14 protein-coding genes and 4 pseudogenes are annotated in these 18,863 nt (G+C 58.3%); 8 read left to right on the plus strand and 10 right to left on the minus strand.

Going from position 1 to position 18,863, the window contains the following annotated elements:
- Nucleotides 1–334 (minus strand): annotated as a pseudogene (locus tag BLJ79_RS17605) (hypothetical protein); the annotation flags it as partial.
- 108 nt (nt 335–442) lie between these two features.
- Complete coding sequence (locus BLJ79_RS17610; protein ID WP_139194943.1) at nt 443–724, minus strand: hypothetical protein; 282 nt, start codon at nt 722–724, stop codon at nt 443–445.
- 1,309 nt (nt 725–2,033) lie between these two features.
- On the opposite strand from BLJ79_RS17610, the pseudogene BLJ79_RS17620 reads away from it, so the two are divergent.
- Nucleotides 2,034–3,321, plus strand: a pseudogene (locus tag BLJ79_RS17620) (IS3 family transposase).
- A gap of 77 nt (nt 3,322–3,398) precedes the next feature.
- Here BLJ79_RS17620 and BLJ79_RS23585 read toward each other — a convergent pair.
- A complete protein-coding gene (locus BLJ79_RS23585; protein WP_217641931.1) occupies nt 3,399–4,001 on the minus strand; it encodes an integrase core domain-containing protein in 603 nt (200 codons plus the stop codon).
- Nucleotides 4,002–4,098: 97 nt separating this feature from the next.
- On the opposite strand from BLJ79_RS23585, the pseudogene BLJ79_RS24105 reads away from it, so the two are divergent.
- Nucleotides 4,099–4,866 (plus strand): annotated as a pseudogene (locus BLJ79_RS24105) (integrase core domain-containing protein); the annotation flags it as partial.
- 88 nt (nt 4,867–4,954) lie between these two features.
- The gene (locus tag BLJ79_RS17635) at nt 4,955–5,521 is read left to right on the plus strand and encodes a recombinase family protein (RefSeq protein ID WP_071216095.1); all 567 of its coding nucleotides are present in this window, start codon (nt 4,955–4,957) and stop codon (nt 5,519–5,521) included.
- Nucleotides 5,522–5,570: 49 nt separating this feature from the next.
- Here BLJ79_RS17635 and BLJ79_RS17640 read toward each other — a convergent pair whose 3' ends face one another.
- The 7 genes and pseudogenes from BLJ79_RS17640 to BLJ79_RS17665 all read right to left on the minus strand — a co-directional run bounded on the left by BLJ79_RS17640 (nt 5,571) and on the right by BLJ79_RS17665 (nt 11,938).
- Nucleotides 5,571–6,836, minus strand: a complete 1,266-nt coding sequence (locus BLJ79_RS17640) for a M20 family metallo-hydrolase (RefSeq protein WP_071216096.1) — start codon at nt 6,834–6,836, stop codon at nt 5,571–5,573.
- A gap of 27 nt (nt 6,837–6,863) precedes the next feature.
- Complete coding sequence (locus BLJ79_RS17645) at nt 6,864–8,129, minus strand: thiamine pyrophosphate-binding protein (RefSeq protein ID WP_353615491.1); 1,266 nt, start codon at nt 8,127–8,129, stop codon at nt 6,864–6,866.
- Nucleotides 8,130–8,138: 9 nt separating this feature from the next.
- Nucleotides 8,139–8,486, minus strand: a pseudogene (locus BLJ79_RS23955) (thiamine pyrophosphate-binding protein); the annotation flags it as partial.
- 6 nt (nt 8,487–8,492) lie between these two features.
- Nucleotides 8,493–9,494, minus strand: coding sequence for a dimethylarginine dimethylaminohydrolase family protein (locus tag BLJ79_RS17650; protein ID WP_071216098.1), 1,002 nt, complete (start codon nt 9,492–9,494; stop codon nt 8,493–8,495).
- Between the two features lie 83 nt (nt 9,495–9,577).
- Complete coding sequence (locus BLJ79_RS17655) at nt 9,578–10,348, minus strand: amino acid ABC transporter ATP-binding protein (RefSeq protein ID WP_071216099.1); 771 nt, start codon at nt 10,346–10,348, stop codon at nt 9,578–9,580.
- Nucleotides 10,341–11,084: an amino acid ABC transporter permease gene (locus BLJ79_RS17660; protein ID WP_071216100.1), complete on the minus strand. Its 744-nt coding sequence runs from the start codon at nt 11,082–11,084 to the stop codon at nt 10,341–10,343. The genes BLJ79_RS17655 and BLJ79_RS17660 overlap by 8 nt, the downstream gene beginning before the upstream one ends.
- A gap of 2 nt (nt 11,085–11,086) precedes the next feature.
- Nucleotides 11,087–11,938: a transporter substrate-binding domain-containing protein gene (locus BLJ79_RS17665; protein ID WP_071216101.1), complete on the minus strand. Its 852-nt coding sequence runs from the start codon at nt 11,936–11,938 to the stop codon at nt 11,087–11,089.
- Between the two features lie 80 nt (nt 11,939–12,018).
- On the opposite strand from BLJ79_RS17665, the gene BLJ79_RS17670 reads away from it, so the two are divergent.
- The 5 genes from BLJ79_RS17670 to istA all read left to right on the plus strand — a co-directional run bounded on the left by BLJ79_RS17670 (nt 12,019) and on the right by istA (nt 18,837).
- A complete protein-coding gene (locus BLJ79_RS17670; RefSeq protein WP_071216102.1) occupies nt 12,019–13,374 on the plus strand; it encodes an aminotransferase class I/II-fold pyridoxal phosphate-dependent enzyme in 1,356 nt (451 codons plus the stop codon).
- Between the two features lie 1,296 nt (nt 13,375–14,670).
- Nucleotides 14,671–15,291 carry an isochorismatase family protein gene (locus BLJ79_RS17680; RefSeq protein WP_071216104.1) on the plus strand — a complete coding sequence of 207 codons (621 nt, stop codon included), beginning with the start codon at nt 14,671–14,673 and terminating at the stop codon, nt 15,289–15,291.
- Entirely contained in the window at nt 15,288–16,559 is a 1,272-nt protein-coding gene (locus tag BLJ79_RS17685) for an MFS transporter (protein WP_071216105.1), read from the plus strand. Before BLJ79_RS17680 ends, BLJ79_RS17685 begins: the two co-directional genes overlap by 4 nt.
- An 86-nt stretch (nt 16,560–16,645) precedes the next feature.
- Nucleotides 16,646–17,581, plus strand: a complete 936-nt coding sequence (locus tag BLJ79_RS17690; RefSeq protein ID WP_071216106.1) for a LysR family transcriptional regulator — start codon at nt 16,646–16,648, stop codon at nt 17,579–17,581.
- 488 nt (nt 17,582–18,069) lie between these two features.
- Entirely contained in the window at nt 18,070–18,837 is a 768-nt protein-coding gene (gene istA, locus BLJ79_RS17695; RefSeq protein WP_175475526.1) for an IS21 family transposase, read from the plus strand.
- Nucleotides 18,838–18,863: the final 26 nt, after the last annotated feature.

The raw sequence follows: 18,863 nt of genomic DNA on the forward strand, positions 1-18,863 counted from the left end.
CCGGATCGTTCCCGCCCACAAAAGATCCATCCTCAATGTGGGCGGCGCCGGCGTAAATCCGAACGGACTGTGCGGTGCCGGAGTTGTTTGTCACCTCGATGCGGCGGGTGATCTCAGTGCCCGGAGCCAGACGGTCCACGATGTAGGACCGTGCCCGAGGGTCTTTCTGCGTCGCTGCCGGAATATCCAGCAGCCGCACGCCCACGCCGGTGGGTGCCGGGGGCGGTGTGTCCTTGGCACTCTGGATGGGCACGGAGGTGGGTTGGGCGCTGACCGGTCCTGCGGGAACCAGCATCAGGCCGAGCAGGCAGAAGGCAGTAATCAGATAACGCACGAAAAGACCAGGGACCCCTGTGTTGTGGGCGTTTACTCGCCAGAAGTTTGAAGATTCTCCAGGGCAGGCGAAGGGCGCCCGTGAGTACGGGCGCCTCCCCTTGCGCATTTAGAGAACCGAGTGCGTCAGCGTTGCGGTGTATGTGTCGGCCAACGCCTGGGCCGGAACCTCGATGGCCAGGACGGCACCCCAAATTGCCGTGTTGTTTCCGGTCACGCCCGTGGCCGTTTGGACTGCCACGGCAGTTCCCACATCGGTGGCCCCCAGTACGGAAACCCCAGCTGCTGCTTCTGCCACGGTCGAAGTGCCCGTCAGGGCTGCCAACTCGGGAGTGTAGAGGGCGCTGGCCGGGGCCAAGGTTCCTGTAGAGACACTTTCGAAGGGGCTCATGAAGACAGACGCCGTCCATCCTTCAACGCCGGCACGGGTGTCGGTCACCGTTACATCTGTCAAGGTAAAGTTTGCCATTTGTCCTGGGTCTAGGGTGGCACCTGCCGGTGCGGTTCCGCCATCAATTGCGAGATCTCCGCCATTGACCTCCACGCTGAGATTCGTGGGATCGGTGGGGGCTGCAGAAGCGGGCAGGGCCATCGAACCGATGAGAGCTGCCGAGCCGGCCATGACAAGGGAAACGCGTGTGAGACGACGCATGAGAGAGACCTTTGGTCAAAAGAGACGAATGCCGGTGAGAATCCCGGGCTGGGGCCGGAAAGGAATTTGCACTGTGGCCCTGGGGACAAAATATCATATTAGTGGATTTATTCCTAATCAGTGGGTCATTAAAAATGATCTACGGCGAGGGCAATCGCAAGTGTCATTGGTAGTTGCCGGACAGGCGTGAAGGCAATCCTTCGACCGGGGTTGGCCCCGACAGCCATTTGCCTTCCGGGTTTGCTGGCTCTCTGATCATGCAGCCGCGGAGCAAGCAGCGCAGTGAAGGTGGTAAGCACGTATTGGTTGGAGTGCGTTTCAGCCGCGGGTAAGCAGCGCCCGGGGAGTTTGGCAGGAAACCTCCGTTTCTCAGGCGGAGGTTTCCTGCGCGGACACGACCCCAAGGTCGCCGGTGGGCGAAAAGCAGCCCACGGTGTGCCCGTAGCATGCGGGCGTCTCTAGTTCCCGCATGCCCCCACTATGTCTGGGCTTCCGCTGTTTTTCCGCAGGTAAAGACGCAAGGTTGGCGCAAGATTCGGACGATGGCATTCCTGGCCCGGCAGTACCCGCGGGGATGTGAAACGCTGCTCCTCCTTGTACGCGCGCATCGGCGCGGCATCGTACTGGTGTGCCGCGTTTCCTGGCGGGAAGGGGACAGCGGTGGCGTTTTGCCGCTGGGGTCCATCGCGACTAGCGTGAAGTGTTCGTCCGGAAGTGCGGTTCCCCCAACCTGCCACCGGACGGGATGGAAGGCCCCCGCATCCGCGCCCACCCCCAACGTGCGCGGGTGCGGGGGTTTTCCTTTGGGTCGGGATGTCCTCCACCGGACCCCTTCGAAAGTTGGTTCTCGCCCCGCGCTGGCGCCGGCCCGTACGAGAGGGGGATCATGCGTTTTCGCCTGCTCCCTGGCTGTGCGTCCAATTCCGCCAGATCCCTGCCCGCCGGGCAAGCAACGGGACACGGTAGGCGGAATACCTCGGACCCCGGTACCACCGGCTGAACCGTCCCTGATTTGATGCCGCTGTCTTTCGAGAGAAAGATAGCAACCATGCCCAAGAAATACCCTGCCGAAGTTCGTGACCGCGCCGTAGCGATGGTTGTGGACCGGCTCTCCGAATATCCTTCCGTGTATGCAGCGTGCAAGGCCCTGGCTCCGAAGCTGGATGTCGGTCCCGAATCATTGCGTCGCTGGGTGCTCCAAGCTCAGGTCGATACCGGTGTGAAGGACGGCCCAACGACCACCGAACTTGATGAGCTCAAGGCGTTGCGGGCGGAGAATCGGGATTTGAAGGAAGCGAACGAGATCCTGAAAGCTGCATCGATTTTCTTCGCGAGGGAACTCGACCCTCGCCGCCGCTAATCTGCCGATTCGTTGACGAGCAGCGGGCCGAAGGTCATGCGGTCGAGTCGACCGGGACCGCCCGCACGTGAAGGGCGTGCAGGTCGCCGCACGAACCTACCGGGCCTGGAAAACACGGCTGCCGGCCCTGCGAGCAGTTGAAGATGCGAAGGCCATTGACATATTGCGCGGGCTCAACAAGCGAGATGCCAAAGGACGGCCCCGGCCGGAAATCCTCTACGGCCGCCGGAAAATGACCGCATGGCTGCGTCGCAACGGCTTCCCCGAGGTCTCCAAACACACCGTTGACCGACTCATGCGTGACGAGTCCATGAACGGCCTGATCCGGGGCCGCAAGATCCGCACCACCATCCCTGGCGAGGACGGCAAGCGCGCAGGAGATTTACTGAACCGGAACTTCAGCGCCAGAGCCCCCAACCGCATTTGGGTCACGGATTTCACGTACGTGCCGGTGTATTCCGGATTCGTCTACGTGGCGTTGGTGATCGACCTGTATTCGCGGGCCATCGTCGGGTGGGAAACCTCCACCGTCAAGGACACGGCGTTCGTGGAGCAGTGCCTGAAAATGGCCCTGTGGCGCCGAAAACACAACAATAGGCCGGTTGACAAGGGACTTTTGCATCACTCAGATGCGGGAAGCCAATACACCTCGATCCGGTACACCGACACCTTGGAAATTGAGGGGCTGATTCCTTCGATCGGCAGCGTCGGCGACGCTTACGATAATGCCGCCGCGCAGACCGTGATGGGCTTGTTCAAGAACGAGGCCGTGGCCAAAGGTTCCCCCTTCCGCCATGGTGCATTGAAGACCGATTCCGACGTCGTAGAGGTCGTCTTCGACTGGGTCTATTGGTACAACAATGACCGCTTGCATTCCTCGCTGGATCACCAAACTCCAGAGGAATTTGAGCGAGCCTACTATGATGAAATGACAGGCTCGTTACCCGAAGCTGCCGCACACAAGACGGCGGCATGATTTCCGGGACGGTTCAAGATGACACTTCTGCATCAGGTCATCGGTGACGTTTCGTGTCTCAGCAGATCGGTGACAGTTTATTCTCGGCCGCCCGGTTGGTAGGCGTTGCGTGCGTTTTTCATTCCCCGGTACGCAATGCCCTTCGGGGGCCAATCGAATTCAGCAAGGATCTGTCCTTCGGCATCGATGAAGGTGATTCCGTGGGGATCCCAGTGCACCCCCACGGTGCGGTGGGCCATTCTGGTCGTCAGGGAATAGACGACGTTGCTGAAACGAACGGTTCCGTTGGAGTAGACCTTGAGCAGGTGGTGCCCTTCGGTTGTTGCCGGCAGCAGGCTGCCTGTGGTCTTGGAACTGGTAGCCGGTGACGGTTTGTTGTTCGGAAGCGGAGGTTGCGGAGCGATGAGTGCGCTTTCCTGTGCAGGTGGTTCGGTGCGCGGTTGCGGGCGGGGCGGTTCGGCTACCGGGGTGGCCTCCCATGCTTGCTGAGGGGTGATACGTCCAGGCAGGCTCTGGTGGGGTCGCTGCGTGTTGTAGATGGTGTCGAAACGATCGACTTGCTGTTGCATCTCATCTAGCGTCGCGGCGATGGGTTGCTTGTCCAGGTACCGGAACAAGGTCTGGTGGAACCGTTCGTTCTTTCCCTGCGTCGTGGGCTTATAGGGTTTTCCCGTAATCATGGAGACCCCCAGTGAGCGCATGTAGGTCAGCAGCTGGCTTTCCCAACCACGGCGAATGGGGTTGAGTGCAAGCCCGTTGTCGGTGCTAAGGCGAATTCGCCTTAGCAGCGACAACGGCGCTGCGCTGAACCCCTCGCGCCGCGGGGTCGAAGGGCAGCTGGTCGCCTACGTGACCTCGCTCGGGGTCAAGGCGATCACCGGTAAGCCGTACAAACCGACCACCCAGGGGAAGAACGAGCGCTTCCACCAGACCCTGTTTCGCTGGCTGGACAAGCAGCCCCTGGCCCAATCCCGCTCCGAGCTCCAGGCCCAGGTTGACCAATTCGACCACATCTACAACACCGAGCGCCCACACCAGGGACTGCCCGGGCGCATCACCCCGCAGCAGTCGTGGGATGCCACGGCCGTGGCCGAGGAACCCAGGCCAAGCCCTATTCCTCCAGAGGCCACTGCGCCCGAACCAGGAACCCTTGGCGTTGCCCAACGCCCGGCGGGAGCCATGGAGCAGGAAGCCGCCGCTTCCACCGCCGGCGCAATGAAGGACGACATGCTTGCGGGCGGTGGGCCGGGGCGGGTCACCGGCAGCATCATCCAACCCTCCGGCGCCGGGAGCCGGAAGCTAAAGGCCTATTCCAACGGTGTCGTCAACATCGGACGAACCATGTTCTCCCTGACCGCATCGATGAGCGGACGAACCGTCATCGCGAGCTGGGATGATGACGGCGTCATCTTCGTCAACATCGAAGAGGRAGTCGTTGCCGACTATGCCTGGCCGCCGAAAGGCACGGCCTACGTCGGCATCTCCAAGTCCCGCCCAGTCTTTGGCAAGGACCAGAATCTCGGGCAACTGTCACCGAAGTCCTGATACATCAACCGTCACCGGTGTCCTGAGGCAGAACTGTCACCGATCTCCTGAGACATCACAAACCTTTAACGAGACTTTGGAGCCAAATTTGGCCAGTATCGGATATGCACGTGTCAGCAGGGTGGACCAGAACGCCCAGCTGCAGCTGGATGCCCTGAAGCAGGCCAGGTGCGAACGGATCTTCATCGACCACGGGGTTAGCGGGACCCGGGCCAGCCGCCCGGAGCTGGAGAAGATGCTGGACCACCTGCGTCCGGGTGTGGACGAGGTGGTGGTGTGGAAGCTGGACCGGCTGGGACGCAACACCCGCAATCTCCTGGCGCTGATCGATGACCTCGAATCCCGAGGGATCCATTTCCGCTCGCTCACCGAGGGGATCGCCACCACCGGGCCCATGGGCACGGCCATGCTGACGGTGATGTCGGCCTTCACCCAGCTCGAGCGCGACCAGCTGGCCGAACGCACCCGCGCCGGGATGGCGGTGGCGGCCGCCAACGGGAGGCCCGCGGGCCGGCGGGAGATCACCGCGGACCACGGACAGGTGAAGCGCGCCCGGGATCTGAAGGCCCAGGGGATCAAGCCCGCGGACATCGGCAAGATCCTTGGAGTCAGCCGCGCAACGGTCTACCGTTACCTCAGCTTGGGTGGGGAGTGACCGTTCAATTCCACCGCACCAAGAAGGGAGGGGCCAGTTCGGTGACGGTTCATAATGCCCCATTTACGAGTCGTCTTACCACTGCTGTGAGGTGATTTACGCCGACAAGGAGATCTTCGTCTTTGGTCAACTCATTAAGATTGTGCGAAACTCCGTTGACACTAGGTACGAAGAGCATGATGGTTGGCACCAGGTCCTTCATGTTGGTGGAATCGTGTCCAGCGACTGTCATGACAAGGTCATGCTCGAGTTGGAGTTCTTCGGCAACCTCTCGAGCTAGCTCCACTCCGGACTCCGGGTAGGGATTCTGGTCCCAGCAGTGCTCAGCGACAACTTCAATATACACATGATCCTCCCGCTGGACTCGCTCTACAGTTCGCATGAGCGCCCTGTATGCGGCGTCGATGACTTCGGCACTCGGGGAACGTAGGTCAACAAGCAACCGCACCTCGCTGGCCACCACCACCGGAGAATTAGGGTAAACCGTCAACTCTCCACAGGCAGTGTGCAGTTCCCCAGGTTCGAATTCGTTTACTAGTTCACGCGCTGCGACTACCAAGCGCGCGGCACCGAGAAGCGCATCACGACGTTCCTCCATGAGCGTTGATCCGCTATGCGCTTGCTCTCCCGTTACCCGAAACTCGAACTTGTGCGCTGCCCACGTAGCGTTCACGATTCCGATCGCTATTCCGTCATCCTCCATGCTGCGCCCCTGCTGCACATGGATTTCAGCGTACGAGGCCACATCTAACCCCTCAAATTCACCGCGCTCATCAATCGAATCCAGCGCGTCCTTGACACTGATACCGCGTTGATCGAGTGTCGTTAGGGCAGCGGCAAGAGGCAATTTGCTTGTGAAAACTGAGCTACCCATCATGGATGGCTTGAAGCGGGATCCTTCCTCATTGAACCAATTGACGATTGCTAAGTTGTAGCGCGCCGACGAGATATCGATCTGAAGTTCCTCGGCCACGCGGAAGCATGCATGCGTGGACGCCATTACACCGTACGCGCCGTCGAATCTCCCGGATGTCGGCTGCGAGTCCATGTGTGAGCCGGTCAGAACAAACGGCGCACCAGGTATGAGCTCGAGAAGCCCAAACTGATTACCTATCGGATCGCGGTGAACCGAGAAATTACGCGATTCTAGGAGCCTTGCGAACCACTTGCGCTGTTCCCCGTCGGCTTCGCTGGCCGCTTGACGATCAACACCAGTCGTCCCTAGGACCGCGCCGAAGCGAGAATGAACGGCCCAATCCGAAAGAAATTCCTCGTCTTTCTCAGTCAAAACCTGTTCCCTCTCTCGACCTTGCATCTGGCAAGTACACCTACTTGGTGTTAGCTAGTGGCGCCAAACCGGGGCGTTGAAATCCTCGGCAGCGATTCGAATCAAAGTTGGGCGATCTGCGGTGAGCGCTTCCCGCACGGCCTTTTCGAGCCCTGCCGGAGTTTCTGTAGCTGAGAATCGGCAGTTCAGAGCCGTCGCCAATGCCGCGTACTTGGGAGGAGTGAGGGCTACCGCGAATGGCGCGACCCCTGCATCGCGCATGTTCTGTTCGATCTCCGCATATCCGCCATTGTCAAACACTACGATAGGCAACGCGAGTCGCTGTTCGGCGGCAGTCACCAGTTCTTGGACACTGAACATTAGGGCTCCGTCGCCCAGAAGCGAGACCACGCTCGCCTCGGGTCGTGCAAGCTTCGCACCGATTGCTGCCGGTAGTCCGTATCCTAGGGTGGCGTATCCATCGGTGGTAAGGAAGCTGCGCGGACGTTCAAGCACCGCCGACTGGACCGTCCCCAGCCAAGAAATCTGCGAGCTATCTCCCGTCAGAATCACTGGTTTTTCAGAAGTACCTCGAGCTGCGTTAGTAACTGCATCGTGAAGCACGGCCCAAACCTCTTGTGCCCCCGCACGAGTGGACTTGCCATCCCTTAATACCTCGCGCAACCAAGTGGCGGACATCGTAGGAGGAGAGTTAGCCAATTCCGCCAGGAGTGCTGCTGCTGATAGACCTACGTCGCCAAGCACAGGGAAATCGGATCGATGGTTTTTGTGAAGTTGACCGGCATCGATATCAAACCGCGCAACGCGAACGTCAGCTCCCAGCCCGGCATTCTTCAGTTCGGTACCGAAAGCCAGCACAAAATCTGCACGCTGTAGCGATTGGAATCCACTGGAGCCTCCCGCAAGTGCTCCCACTGACCGCGGGTGCCGCTCAGATACGGTTCCCTTACCCTGAACCGTGGTCACTACGGGAATCCCTGTTAAGTCGACGAGTGAGGAGAGTATGTCGCCATAGTTTGCCGATCCGCCACCGACTAGGATCAGCGGGCGTTCCGCAGTTCGGATCGCAGCAGCCACTGCCGTGATCGCGGCGCTATCAGGAGACGGGATACCTGCATTCCAGGCTGCTTCCGGAGCTCCGGCACTTTCCTCCTCAAGAAGATCTGTGGGAATCTCAATATGTATGGGACGAGGACGACCCGTCCTGAACCTGAGAAAAGCGCCATGGATGGCTTCCTCGAGTGATCTCTGTGACTCCGCGCGGATGCTCTCTTCTGCGAAGCAGTCGATCCCGGACCGTTGATCCTTCGCCTCGTGCAAGAATCCTAAATTCCGGCGTTCTTCACCCCTCCGTGGACCGGGGGAAAGCACCAAGAGGGGCACACTATCAGCGTAGGCGTTGGCGATTCCAGTGATGCAGTTGGTGATGCCGGGGCCACTAGTGGCTATCACGACCCCTGGCTGCCCGCTAGCGCGGGCATATCCGTCCGCCGCATAAGTGGCCCCTTGCTCGTGCCTCGTCAGGATGTGACGGATATTCCGTCGCTGAAGTCCCCGATAGATCTCGATGTTGTGGGTTCCTGGAATCCCAAATACGGTGTCAACACCGTTTTCAGCTAGGCAAGTCGCAGCAAACGAGCCGATCGTTTCCCGGCCAGGCAGTGAATATTCCGTCATGAGCCTCTACTGCCAATCGCGGATGAGTTCGTTTACGGAGCAGTGAATGTTCCCGCCGTTGTTGATAATCTCGTCGTACTCGATCAGTACTACCTCAAAGCCTCGTTTGCGGAGCATGGCTGCGGTGTTGGGGTAAATCGATGCCATGATAATGCGGCCGGGACGGACCATAAGGGAGTTGCAGGAGTTCTGCTCGTCTGGGTGGGGGTGGACGATCTCGTACCCGAGGGATTCGAGCTGAGCGAGGAACTGATACGGCAGGCGGTGCGGGTTCGCCATAACAGTGCGTTCGTCGAGGACCATGAACTGGCCGTCAGTGTGAATCGTATAGCCTGGCAGTGGAACCTTGATTAGCTGGATCTCAAGGGGCTGCAAGAGGCTTTCGAGTTGTTGTGCCCCTTCTTCATTGCAGCGAATCGAAGTCCCGTAGACAGCCAAGTTCCGATTCAACATATGAAACGAGCCGCCCTCGACGAGACCTGTGCCGGTGATCGTCCCAAGGATGGGCATGCCCAACGCTGCAATTGTCTGGGTGATGCTGGCTTCTTCCCCTCGTCGCATGCGAGGAGCAAGGCGAGTGATGATTGCTCCACCGGGAACAGTCAACATGGGGTCGCGAGCATAGACGGACTTGGTAAATGTCCGGGGTAGGTCGGGCGCAACCACGACGTCTACGTCTTCCGCCTTGAGTGCCTCGATTAGCTGCTTATGCTGGTCGAACACCTTGTCCATATCCGGCGGCGTTGCTCTTTTGTAGTACCAGTTCCGATCCGGATCAACCAGTGCCTGAGCCTCATTGCTCCATGCATCGGCCCGGATGTCAGCCATTCCTGGATTGGGTCGACGGACGATGACCATGCGAAGAGGACTGGTTTCGTCTGCGCTGCCCCAGCGCTGTCCCCAGTTTCGTTCGAGTTCCCCAGAGTCACTGAACCCTGGCTCCGCTTCGGGGCCGAGAAGTTTGTGGAAGTAGTTCTCGGCAGGACCATAAAGATCGGTGTTGTTCATGATGTACCTTTCATTTTTGTGAATATCAGTCGTTGTAGGGCATGCCGAATTTAGTACACTCCAGGCAATGCAATTGATCGGAGCTACAGAACATGCTCGAGGAAGGCGGAAGTGCGTTCCGACGCTTCCGGTGAGAAGAATCTGTTGGGAGGCAGATCTTCATGGATGCGTCCGTTTTCGAAAAGGATGACTCTGGACGCCGCGTTTCGCGCGAACCCCACTTCGTGGGTAACGACAATCATGGTCATGCCTTCTTCGGCGAGCGACTCCATGACCCTGAGTACTTCGCGGACCAGTTCAGGATCCAAGGCCGATGTGGGCTCGTCGAACAGCATGATTTTTGGTTTGAGTACGAGGGCCCGGGCGATCGCTACACGCTGCTGTTGACCACCGGAGAGCTCACTTGGGTACTTCGAGGCATGGCCGTCGAGACCGACCCGCTGGAGCATCGATAGCGCAGTGTCCCGGTTTTCTGCGATGCTCCCTCGTTTATGGACGCCTAATGCGAGCATAATGTTTCGCTCCACGGACATGTGGGGGAATAAGTTGAAGTTCTGGAAGAGCATTCCAATGTTCTCCCTGTCCCCAGCCAGCTGGCGTTCCGAAGCTGGCACGAGTTTGCCTCGCCGCTCACGCTGCCCAACGAGCTCTCCTTCGAAGAGGATTTTCCCGTTGTCGATTGGTTCAAGTAAGGCAAGGCTGCGAAGGAATGTCGATTTTCCAGAGCCCGACGGGCCAAGGATCGCCGTAACCTCGCCCTTCGTAGTGCTGAAGGACACCCCGTCCACCGCCGGCTTCCCTTGGTAAATTTTGGTGATTGCGTCCGCCTGGATGAGTGCATGGGGATTAGACACCGAGAACCTCCTTGGTTTGGGGCGAGGAGGATCCTCTACGGAAACGACTCCTGCCCAGCGTGCTTGTCCAAGCGAATTTCCGTTCTGCCCACGCCTGCGCAATCATGAACAGCGAAACGATGACCAAGTAGTAGACCGCGGCGGCAGAGTAGTACTCTGCGTAGCTGAATGTCCGAGATACGTCTTGGGCCGCCGTGTAGAGCAGCTCTTGAAGGGAGATGACTGAGGCGAGGCTGGTCATCTTCACCATGTTGATAAACTGGTTGCCGGTAGGCGGGATTGCGACACGGATCATTTGGGGGATCTGGACATGCCAGATGGCGCTCCACGGTTTCAGCGCAAGCGCCTTTGCGGCTTGCAACTGCCCATTTGGGATGGATGCCAGGGCCGAACGCAGGATCTCAGCCATCAGTGCAGTTTCAAGCAGGGTCAGGCCGAATAGCGCGGCGAGATATGGACTGAACCAGCCCAGTTTCAGCACGGGGATAAGCTGTGGCAGTGCATTCCAAATGAGGATGAGGATGAGGAGCGCGGGCAACGCGCGGAAGACCCAGACGTATCCAGCACTTAGGGTCCGAAGCCAGCCTCGCTTGCTTTCCCGACCCAGCGCCAGGAAGAAGCCCAGTACGATCGAAGCCGCCTGCACCAGCACAGCAAGGGTGATCGCGGTAACTGCGCCCTGAAAGTAGCCCTTCGAGAGCAGCGCCTCAAAGAATATATCCGGTTCGAACGTCATCCTTATTCCGATCCGGGTGCGACGATGCGTGACGGCTGCAGGCCATATTTTTCCGCCACCTCGGCGAACCTACCGTTCTCGGTGAGCTTTAAAGCTACGTCGTAAATGGTCGAAGTTAGTTCGCTGTCCTTCGGTAGGAACATGCCGAATTTGGTATTCGCATCGAATATCGAATTCGTGACCTCGTAATTATCACCAAGCGTCTTTACCGCCTGCATCGCTGCTACGTCGGTTTCTATCGTCGCGTCAACTCGCCCGTTTTTCAGCGCCCCAATCGTCTCGGGTAGCTCCGGGTACACCGACAGCTCAATACCGGGTTTACCCTCTGCCACCAGGCCATCACTAATTCCACGAAGGATCTTCTCATTTGCAGAGGCGGCTTGAGCCGCGATTCGGACCCCGGACAGATCTTCCGGGTTCTTGAGACCCAGGGGGTTTCCTTGAGGAACGATCAAGGCTGGACCAGTTGTCAGGTAGGGAATCGTATCGGCTTTCGCGCTGCGTTCCTCGTTGACGTAGAGGCCAGATCGTAGAATGTCGCAGCGACCTGAGAGAAGGGCCGGCAAAAGACCATCGAAGGCCATCTCGCTGAATGATGTCTCGAGCCCAAGCTCCTTACCGATCTCGCTGATGGAATCGACATCAAAACCGGTCAGCGTTCCCCCATCATTCCAGTAAAGAGGCTCGTAGGCATTCTTGGAAATACAGACCGTCAAGGTGCCGGAATTGATGGTGGGGACGGAGCTGTTCCCAGCTTCACGCGCCTCACCGACTCCGCCGCATGCGGCCAGGGAGAGAGCAAGGGCAGCTGCGGTTACCGTGGTTCCGGCCAGAGTCAAGACTGACTTTCTCATGGGGTGTTTCCTTGTCGTCGTTGGCTAGGATGTACTCGTCAGACTATCCGAGATGTGATGTGGATAATAGGAGATAACATATGAATGATATTGAACCCGTGTTGCTGGTGCTGCAGAGAAATTTGCTCGACTTCAACGCAGATGCCCTCGTCGACGCGGTACTCCTTTCAGCCCGCACTGAACAGTTGGCAGTAGGAACCAGACTTCCAACGATTGCGGTGATGGCGCGAACATTGGGGCTGTCGACGTCCACGGTCAGTCGAGCATGGGCAAGCCTTGTACAAATGGGTGTCATTGAGACGAAGCGCCGCGGTGGGACCCGGATTGCACGACCAGTCGAAGCCACTGCCTATCGATTCCAAGGACTCGAACGGGAACGGTTCCAACATTTTCTGGCTCCTGGATACCCGGATCCTGCCTTACAGGTAGACCTGGGTTTCATGCTGCGGCGCGTGGCAGAACAAGCGTCCTTCGCCGGATACGCGGGCAAGGACGACATTTCTGAAGTATTGCGGTCAAGCCTGCTGCGATGCATCGGCTATGAGCCTGAATCGATGCTTCTCGACACCGAGGTGATCGGCGCTCTCCCGCGAGTTCTGCAGGCGGTGAGCCATCGTGGGGCATCGATCGGAGTCGGGAATCCAGAGTTCCCGCTATACGGCGTGATTCTGAAGCAGTCCGGAATGAGTGCCGCACCCATCTCCTTTTCCGACCAAGGATACGATATCGACGAGATGGACGCTGCGCTGCGAAGTGGGGTCCGTGTCGTTTTGCTACAAACTCGGGTTCATAGCCCCACGGGCTGCATGGTGCCTACGGAGAACCTTGAAAAGATCGGTGCATTGCTTAAGCGGCACGATGCGACCGCCATAGAAGTGGACCATCATGGAGAACTTGTGCCGAACACCGCCGTACGGTTGGCGAGCATCGCACCCGAACGCACAGTGCTCCTCAGGTCGTTTGCCAAGGAAATCCACCCGGATGTGCGGGTGAGCGTTATTGCTGGACCTAGCTCCATTATCGACCGAATAGCAGTATGGCGGGCCGGCGGACAATGGGTAAGTTCAGTGAGTCGGGCGTTGCTCGAGGCCTGCCTGGACGACCCAAAAGTGGAACTTATGATCGGAGTCGCGCGCCAAGAATACGATCGGCGCCGAGGAATATTCCAGGACGCTCTGGCACGGCGAGGAATTAGCAGTTTCTCGAATGCCGGACTCAATTTTTGGGTGCCCGTCGTGTCAGAGCAGGAAACCCTATTGCGGCTCGCCGCGCAAAGTATATCCGTGGCCCCGGGCGCTGCCTTTATTTCCGGTCCCAACCTGAAACCTCACATTCATCTCTCCCTTGGATGCGTTGGAGAGGAAGCGGAGATGTTGAGCGAACATATCGCGGACGCTGCCGCCGCTCGCTCCGGAGAACATGTGTACTTTCAGTGAAAGCAACGAACGATGATGGAAGCTGCCAATCTATTCTACCCACTTTACCCAACCGCTTAGCACATCTGTCGGCGACCATGAAAACTACCCACGGGCGGCTCTATAATTTCCCATTGACGGCTACCGTTTCGGCTCATCAGCGGCCAGCGGAGACACGGATACCTGTATATCCACGTCCACATGGGTGCGTTCAGGTGAAGAACTGGGCTTAGCGCCGACAAAATTTGTTCCTGGGGGACTCAACGCCGGGAATGTGTGCGAAGGCGAGTTATCCAAGAACTCATGTGAAAAATACAACGATGGCAAGGGCTGAACTTGCAACCATCCAATCCTTAGGGCCTGGACCAGCTCTGGTTGTGGACGTCTCACTTGTGTAGCAGGCAGGATTCGCTGACGAAAAGGACGAGTTTTCTTGTATTCGAATGCAAAACAATAATGGTTGAAACTAATGACTTCTTTTCTGGAGTGGTTTTGGCACGCTCATAGAAAGCCGCATTCTCCAATGTGTCGATTTGCATAAATTTAGCACATTGTTTCACATCAAAATTGATTCCTCTGGATTCTTTGGTGGTTCACGAATTAATGGGAATATAGTAAATATCTATTATTTGATGCTTGTGCGTTGGGCGATCCGGTATACCGTGCTGCGTGCAACGCCGAAGAATTCGGCGATTTCCGCGCTGGTATGCTTGCCGCCGTGGTGTCCCCGGCCCGACACGCGGCCAGGGCCTGGTCCGGGGCGTGCGTGGTTGCGTCCGGTGAGCCCGTGGTCGACGTAGACCAGGTCCTCGGGCACTCCGAGGGATTTCAGCCCTGCCTGCTGGGAGGCGAGGTCCTGGTGGTTGGTGGGGACGCGGTGTACCCGAAGAGATGCGGCGACGTGCCCCCAGCGTAGCGTTTGCGCCCACCTTCACCGGGCATTAATGCGAGCGGGGCATGCGCGAATCTGACTTCCTTGAAATCTCAAAGTTTTTTAGGCGTCGGATTTTTGGTTCTGGGGCGTCGCGCTGGGGGATCGGGCATGGTTTTCGTGGACGTCAAGAAAACCAAATTGTCAATGAAAAAGTCCCGTTGAGGCGACACCTTTCCGCGAGCTTTGCCCCGACCTCTTGTGTGCTGGACTCACCGGCGAAGACCGCTAGGGATCTCAAATCGGGAGGGTCTTCACCGCCGGGGGTATAAGAAATTGCTATGACTTAGATCGCTCATTTTGTGGATAGGCTCACACTCGACTCTCTGACGACCTGGGCTCAACTGCCCAAGCACCTATTTATAAAGGAGCTCTGATTGAACGCTATGTGGCGTTTGGATCCCAGCAAATCCGCCCTACTTGTCATCGACATGCAAAACGACTTTGTCCTCGAAGACCATCCGATGGAAGTGCCCATGGCGCGGCGTAAGCTTCCCCAAATACAAGGGGTGATGGAAAACTGCCGAGAGGCAGGAATCCCTGTCATCTTCACGGAACATGTCCTGCTCGACGAGTTTGACGTGTCCCCGCTGGAAAGCACCTACAACGTTGCCCTGCGAACCGCTGGACTGCGCAAGGGGACCCCGGGAGCACGGGTTGTTGATGACCTGAAGCCGGCTAAAGACGAAATAGTCATACAGAAGCACCGCTACGACGCCTTCCATAACACCGCGCTGGATACCATCCTGACGACGATCCGTGGATTGCATCAGATCGATACCGTCATCATCACCGGAACGCTCTCAGAAGTCTGCTGCGAGTCCACCGCGCGGAGTGCATTCATGCGCGACTACAAAGTTGTGTTCGTCAGTGACGCCACCGGGGCATTATCCGAGGAAGCACAGGCAGCGACCGAAAAAAGCATCTCTTCCTTTTTCGGCCGTGTCCTCAGCAGTAGCGACCTCGCCGACGAAATCCGCACAAGTGCTCAGGAGCCACAAGCATGAGACCAGCCCAGTACGACGTAGGTTATGAGCGCCGCACGGTCCTACTTCTCTCTCTGGGGTTCGGACTGGTAGGACTTGACCGCTGGATCATCAGCCCCTTGTTCCCCTCCATGATGCTGGACCTCGGGCTGAACTATCAGGACCTGGGCAATATCATCGGAGCGCTGGGATTGGCCTGGGGCTTCTCCGCATTGGTCATCGGAGGCCTGTCAGATAGGTTGGGACGCCGGAAGGTTCTTTTCACCGCGATCATCTTGTTCTCGCTGTGCTCACTGTTGTCGGGATTGGCCACCGGCCTGTTCAGTCTGATCGTGATCCGCGCCCTGATGGGAATCACGGAAGGGGCCTTCGGCCCCACGGCCGTTGCTGCTACCGCCGAAGCATCCCGGCCCGCCAAGCGTGGCCTAAACATGGGAATCCAACAGAGCACCTTTGCCCTATTCGGCATCGGCCTTGGCCCGATTATTGCCACTCAGCTGCTCCAGGTACTTCCCAGCTGGCACTGGGTTTTCGCCATCATGATCATCCCCGGACTGGTCCTGGCATTCTTCATCTTCCGCACGATCCGCGAACCCCGGGACCTTCCGGCCTTCGAATCTGCAGTCGAGGCAACATCCACCCAGAAGGTCCGCTGGCTGGATGTTTTCAAATACCGAAATATTCGATTGGCCATCGTAGCGCTGTGCGGAGCCATGACATGTATTTTCGTCCTCAGCGCGATGGTCCCCAGTTACCTGACCGATTTCCACGGGATCCAAATGACAACGATGGGAATCATCGCCTCGGGAATCGGATTCGGCGCATTCGCCGGACAACTCGCCATCCCCGGACTCTCGGACCGTTTTGGGCGTAAGCCGGTGGTGATCATCGCCTTGTTGATTGCCATGGCCCTGCTTATGGTGTTCATCCTCCAGGGACCGGTGGTGCCGGTTTTGTTCCTGTTGCTCTTCTTCATTGCCTTCGGGGCTAATGGCTGCCTGGCGCTGCTGGGCGGCACGATCACCGTGGAGTCGGTTCCCGCTGGCTTGATGGCAGCAGCCGCCGGAACGGTCATTGGTATTGCCGAGATCTTCGGTGGGGGAGTCGCGCCGTCACTTGCAGGGTTCCTCGCCCAAAATTACGGCATAGAATACGCACTGTACCTCGCACTCGGCGGACTATTGATCTGCGTCGTCGCATCCGCTTTTCTGCGGGAAACAGCGCCAAGAAAGATTGGCAAAGCACACAATAACCAGGTGCCTGTTTCGGAGCCCGCACGGGAGCACTGAGCCAGCCACCTGATGGACGCCCTGCACCGGCACTCGCTACCAGCGCCCGCCGGTGCAGGATGCTCTACGTAGAAACGGACCTGCCCATGGATGTAGAAACGATACGTTCCTTCCTCGCCGTCGCCAAGCATCGAAGTATTTCAAAGGCAGCGGCCAGCCTCTATGTGACCCAGCCGGCGATGAGCCAACGCCTGCGAAGATTCGAAGAGAGCCTGGGCTTCGCGCTCTTGGAACGCGACTGGCGCGGAGTTTCCTTGACCACCGAAGGCGCCTACTTTCTTCCTTACGCAGCCCAGCTGCTGAGAGAACTGTCCAATGCTTCACAGGTCCTGGGCAAGCAGAAGATGCCGAAGCCCAGAAGCTTCACCGAAGTCGTTGACCACCCGCGCAAGGTTCTTCTGGGCGTTGATAGCTGGCTTTCCGAACAATCCGTGCGGTCGGTCGTGCAGACCGCACTGACTCGCTACACGCTTGATGACCTTCAAATCATTACCCGGCCGGCCACAACAATCATTGACTTGTTGGAACTCAACCAGCTTGATGCCGCACTCTTCTATTCCCCGGACCAGGACTACCCTTTTCACACCGAAATCGTAGATACCGAACAAACCGTGCTCATCCATCCTGAGGGCACATCTTTGGGTGAACACAGCCAACCTTCCCTCAAAGCCTTGCTCGCGGACTACCGCTTTATCCTCTTTGACAATCCGGTGCTCACCCACCACGCCGCGATCACCACCGCGATGATAGATTCCCTCTCGATCACCCAGTTCCACATTGTTGATGATTATCGAACAATGCTCTCCCTCATTCGCCTAGGTGGCTGCGTAAGTATGGTTCCTGCCGGAACCGTCATGGCCCAACAGGCATTAGGGGCACAGGATCTTACCTTCACTCCGCTGACGGGTATCCTGCCGGGAATCAATATCGCCGTAGGCATGAGCGACGCCGGCCGCGCAAAAGATCTGGAGGAATATTTCCCCCAGCAAGTCTCCAAGTTCATGCAAGAATCCCCCTCCTAACGAGCCGAAGAAAGAGTAAATCACATTTCGACTAAGGGAGCACCGGCAATGCGCACCACGCCTCTTATGACCGGCGCGGGCGGGTAAAGTGAGACTTTAGGAGTTTCTCGCCGTCTGGCCGCAGTTCACCTGTGGGGGAGACGTGCCGGTAGAGGGTCTGTCAGGTGATCCCGAGCTCCGCACACAGGGCACCGACCTTCGTGTCCTTGTGTCCCATGGCATCCATGGTGTGTGTGATCAACTATCCGTAGACCGTTTCAGCGAAGAAAATGAGCCAAGTTGGCGGCCCATTTCAGGCCAAAAGCGCGGTAAGAATTAGGTCAGTGAATTCACCCGGGAAATCGTCATTCCGGGGTTGGCTTGGAGATAGAGATCGTCCGGTGGTCCGGGGCCCGTCCAGAGTGTCAAGGGACATGGGCCCCCCACCCCAGATAGGTTCCCTACGGCGCTGCCATTGCAAAGCGTCCGTACAAGAAAATATCAGAACTTTGGATTCCCAGGGAGTCCCCGTGCGGGAGATCGCCCGAAGGCTTGGAGTCAGCCGAACCTCGGTGGCCAAGTACGCCGAGCTGGAGGACTTCTCTCCGGCACCGGCGGCGCCGAAGACCCGACCCGCGGCCTCCGTGCTGAGCGGGTTCGTCCACCTCATCGAGCAGTGGCTCGGCGAGGACGCACACCGGCCGCGCAAGCAGCGACACACGGCCAAGCGGGTCTTTGACCGGCTCGTGGAGGAGTACCACTACACCGGTTCCTATTCGCCGGTCCAGCGGCACGTGAAGAAGTGGCTGGCAGCGAACCGGCAGTCTGGCGAGGGCTTCACCGAACTGGTCTGGCCCGCCGGCATCGTGCAGGTCGACTTCGGTGAGGCGGAGGCTTTCATCGCCGGGATCCGGCAGGTGGCGCACATCCTATTGGTGACCTTCCCGTTCTCGAACATGCGCTTCGTGCACGCCTACCGCGGAGAGACCGCCGAATGCGTGGCCCACGGGCTGCGCACCGAGTTCGAGCACATCGGGGCCGTGCCACGCCACATGGTCTTCGACAACGCCACGGGCATCGGACGCCGGGTCGGGACCAGGGTCGTGGAGACGAAGCTGTTTGGCGCGTTCAAGCTTCATTACAGGTCGGAATCCAGGTCGGAATCCAGGTACTGCAATCCATTTTCAGGGCACGATTATCCCGGGGATTCCGTTATCCCGAGTCTGCCGCCGCATCCCCATGATCCATTGGGGCTTTTGAGGCCTTCCTCGGGATAACAATCCGGGCATACGCTGACTCACCC

The sequence above is a fragment of the Arthrobacter sp. UCD-GKA genome (assembly GCF_001863355.1).
Lineage (GTDB): Bacteria > Actinomycetota > Actinomycetes > Actinomycetales > Micrococcaceae > Paeniglutamicibacter.

Excerpts from the sequence above, each read along its gene's own strand:
- BLJ79_RS17610 (WP_139194943.1), bottom strand. The coding sequence starts at position 724 with ATGAGCCCCTTCGAAAGTGTCTCTACAGGAACCTTGGCCCCGGCCAGC.
- BLJ79_RS23585 (WP_217641931.1), bottom strand. The coding sequence starts at position 4,001 with ATGATTACGGGAAAACCCTATAAGCCCACGACGCAGGGAAAGAACGAA.
- BLJ79_RS17640 (WP_071216096.1), bottom strand. The coding sequence starts at position 6,836 with ATGCAAGGTCGAGAGAGGGAACAGGTTTTGACTGAGAAAGACGAGGAA.
- BLJ79_RS17650 (WP_071216098.1), bottom strand. The coding sequence starts at position 9,494 with ATGAACAACACCGATCTTTATGGTCCTGCCGAGAACTACTTCCACAAA.
- BLJ79_RS17660 (WP_071216100.1), bottom strand. The coding sequence starts at position 11,084 with ATGACGTTCGAACCGGATATATTCTTTGAGGCGCTGCTCTCGAAGGGC.
- BLJ79_RS17665 (WP_071216101.1), bottom strand. The coding sequence starts at position 11,938 with ATGAGAAAGTCAGTCTTGACTCTGGCCGGAACCACGGTAACCGCAGCT.
- BLJ79_RS17670 (WP_071216102.1), top strand. The coding sequence starts at position 12,019 with ATGAATGATATTGAACCCGTGTTGCTGGTGCTGCAGAGAAATTTGCTC.
- BLJ79_RS17680 (WP_071216104.1), top strand. The coding sequence starts at position 14,671 with ATGTGGCGTTTGGATCCCAGCAAATCCGCCCTACTTGTCATCGACATG.
- BLJ79_RS17685 (WP_071216105.1), top strand. The coding sequence starts at position 15,288 with ATGAGACCAGCCCAGTACGACGTAGGTTATGAGCGCCGCACGGTCCTA.
- BLJ79_RS17690 (WP_071216106.1), top strand. The coding sequence starts at position 16,646 with ATGGATGTAGAAACGATACGTTCCTTCCTCGCCGTCGCCAAGCATCGA.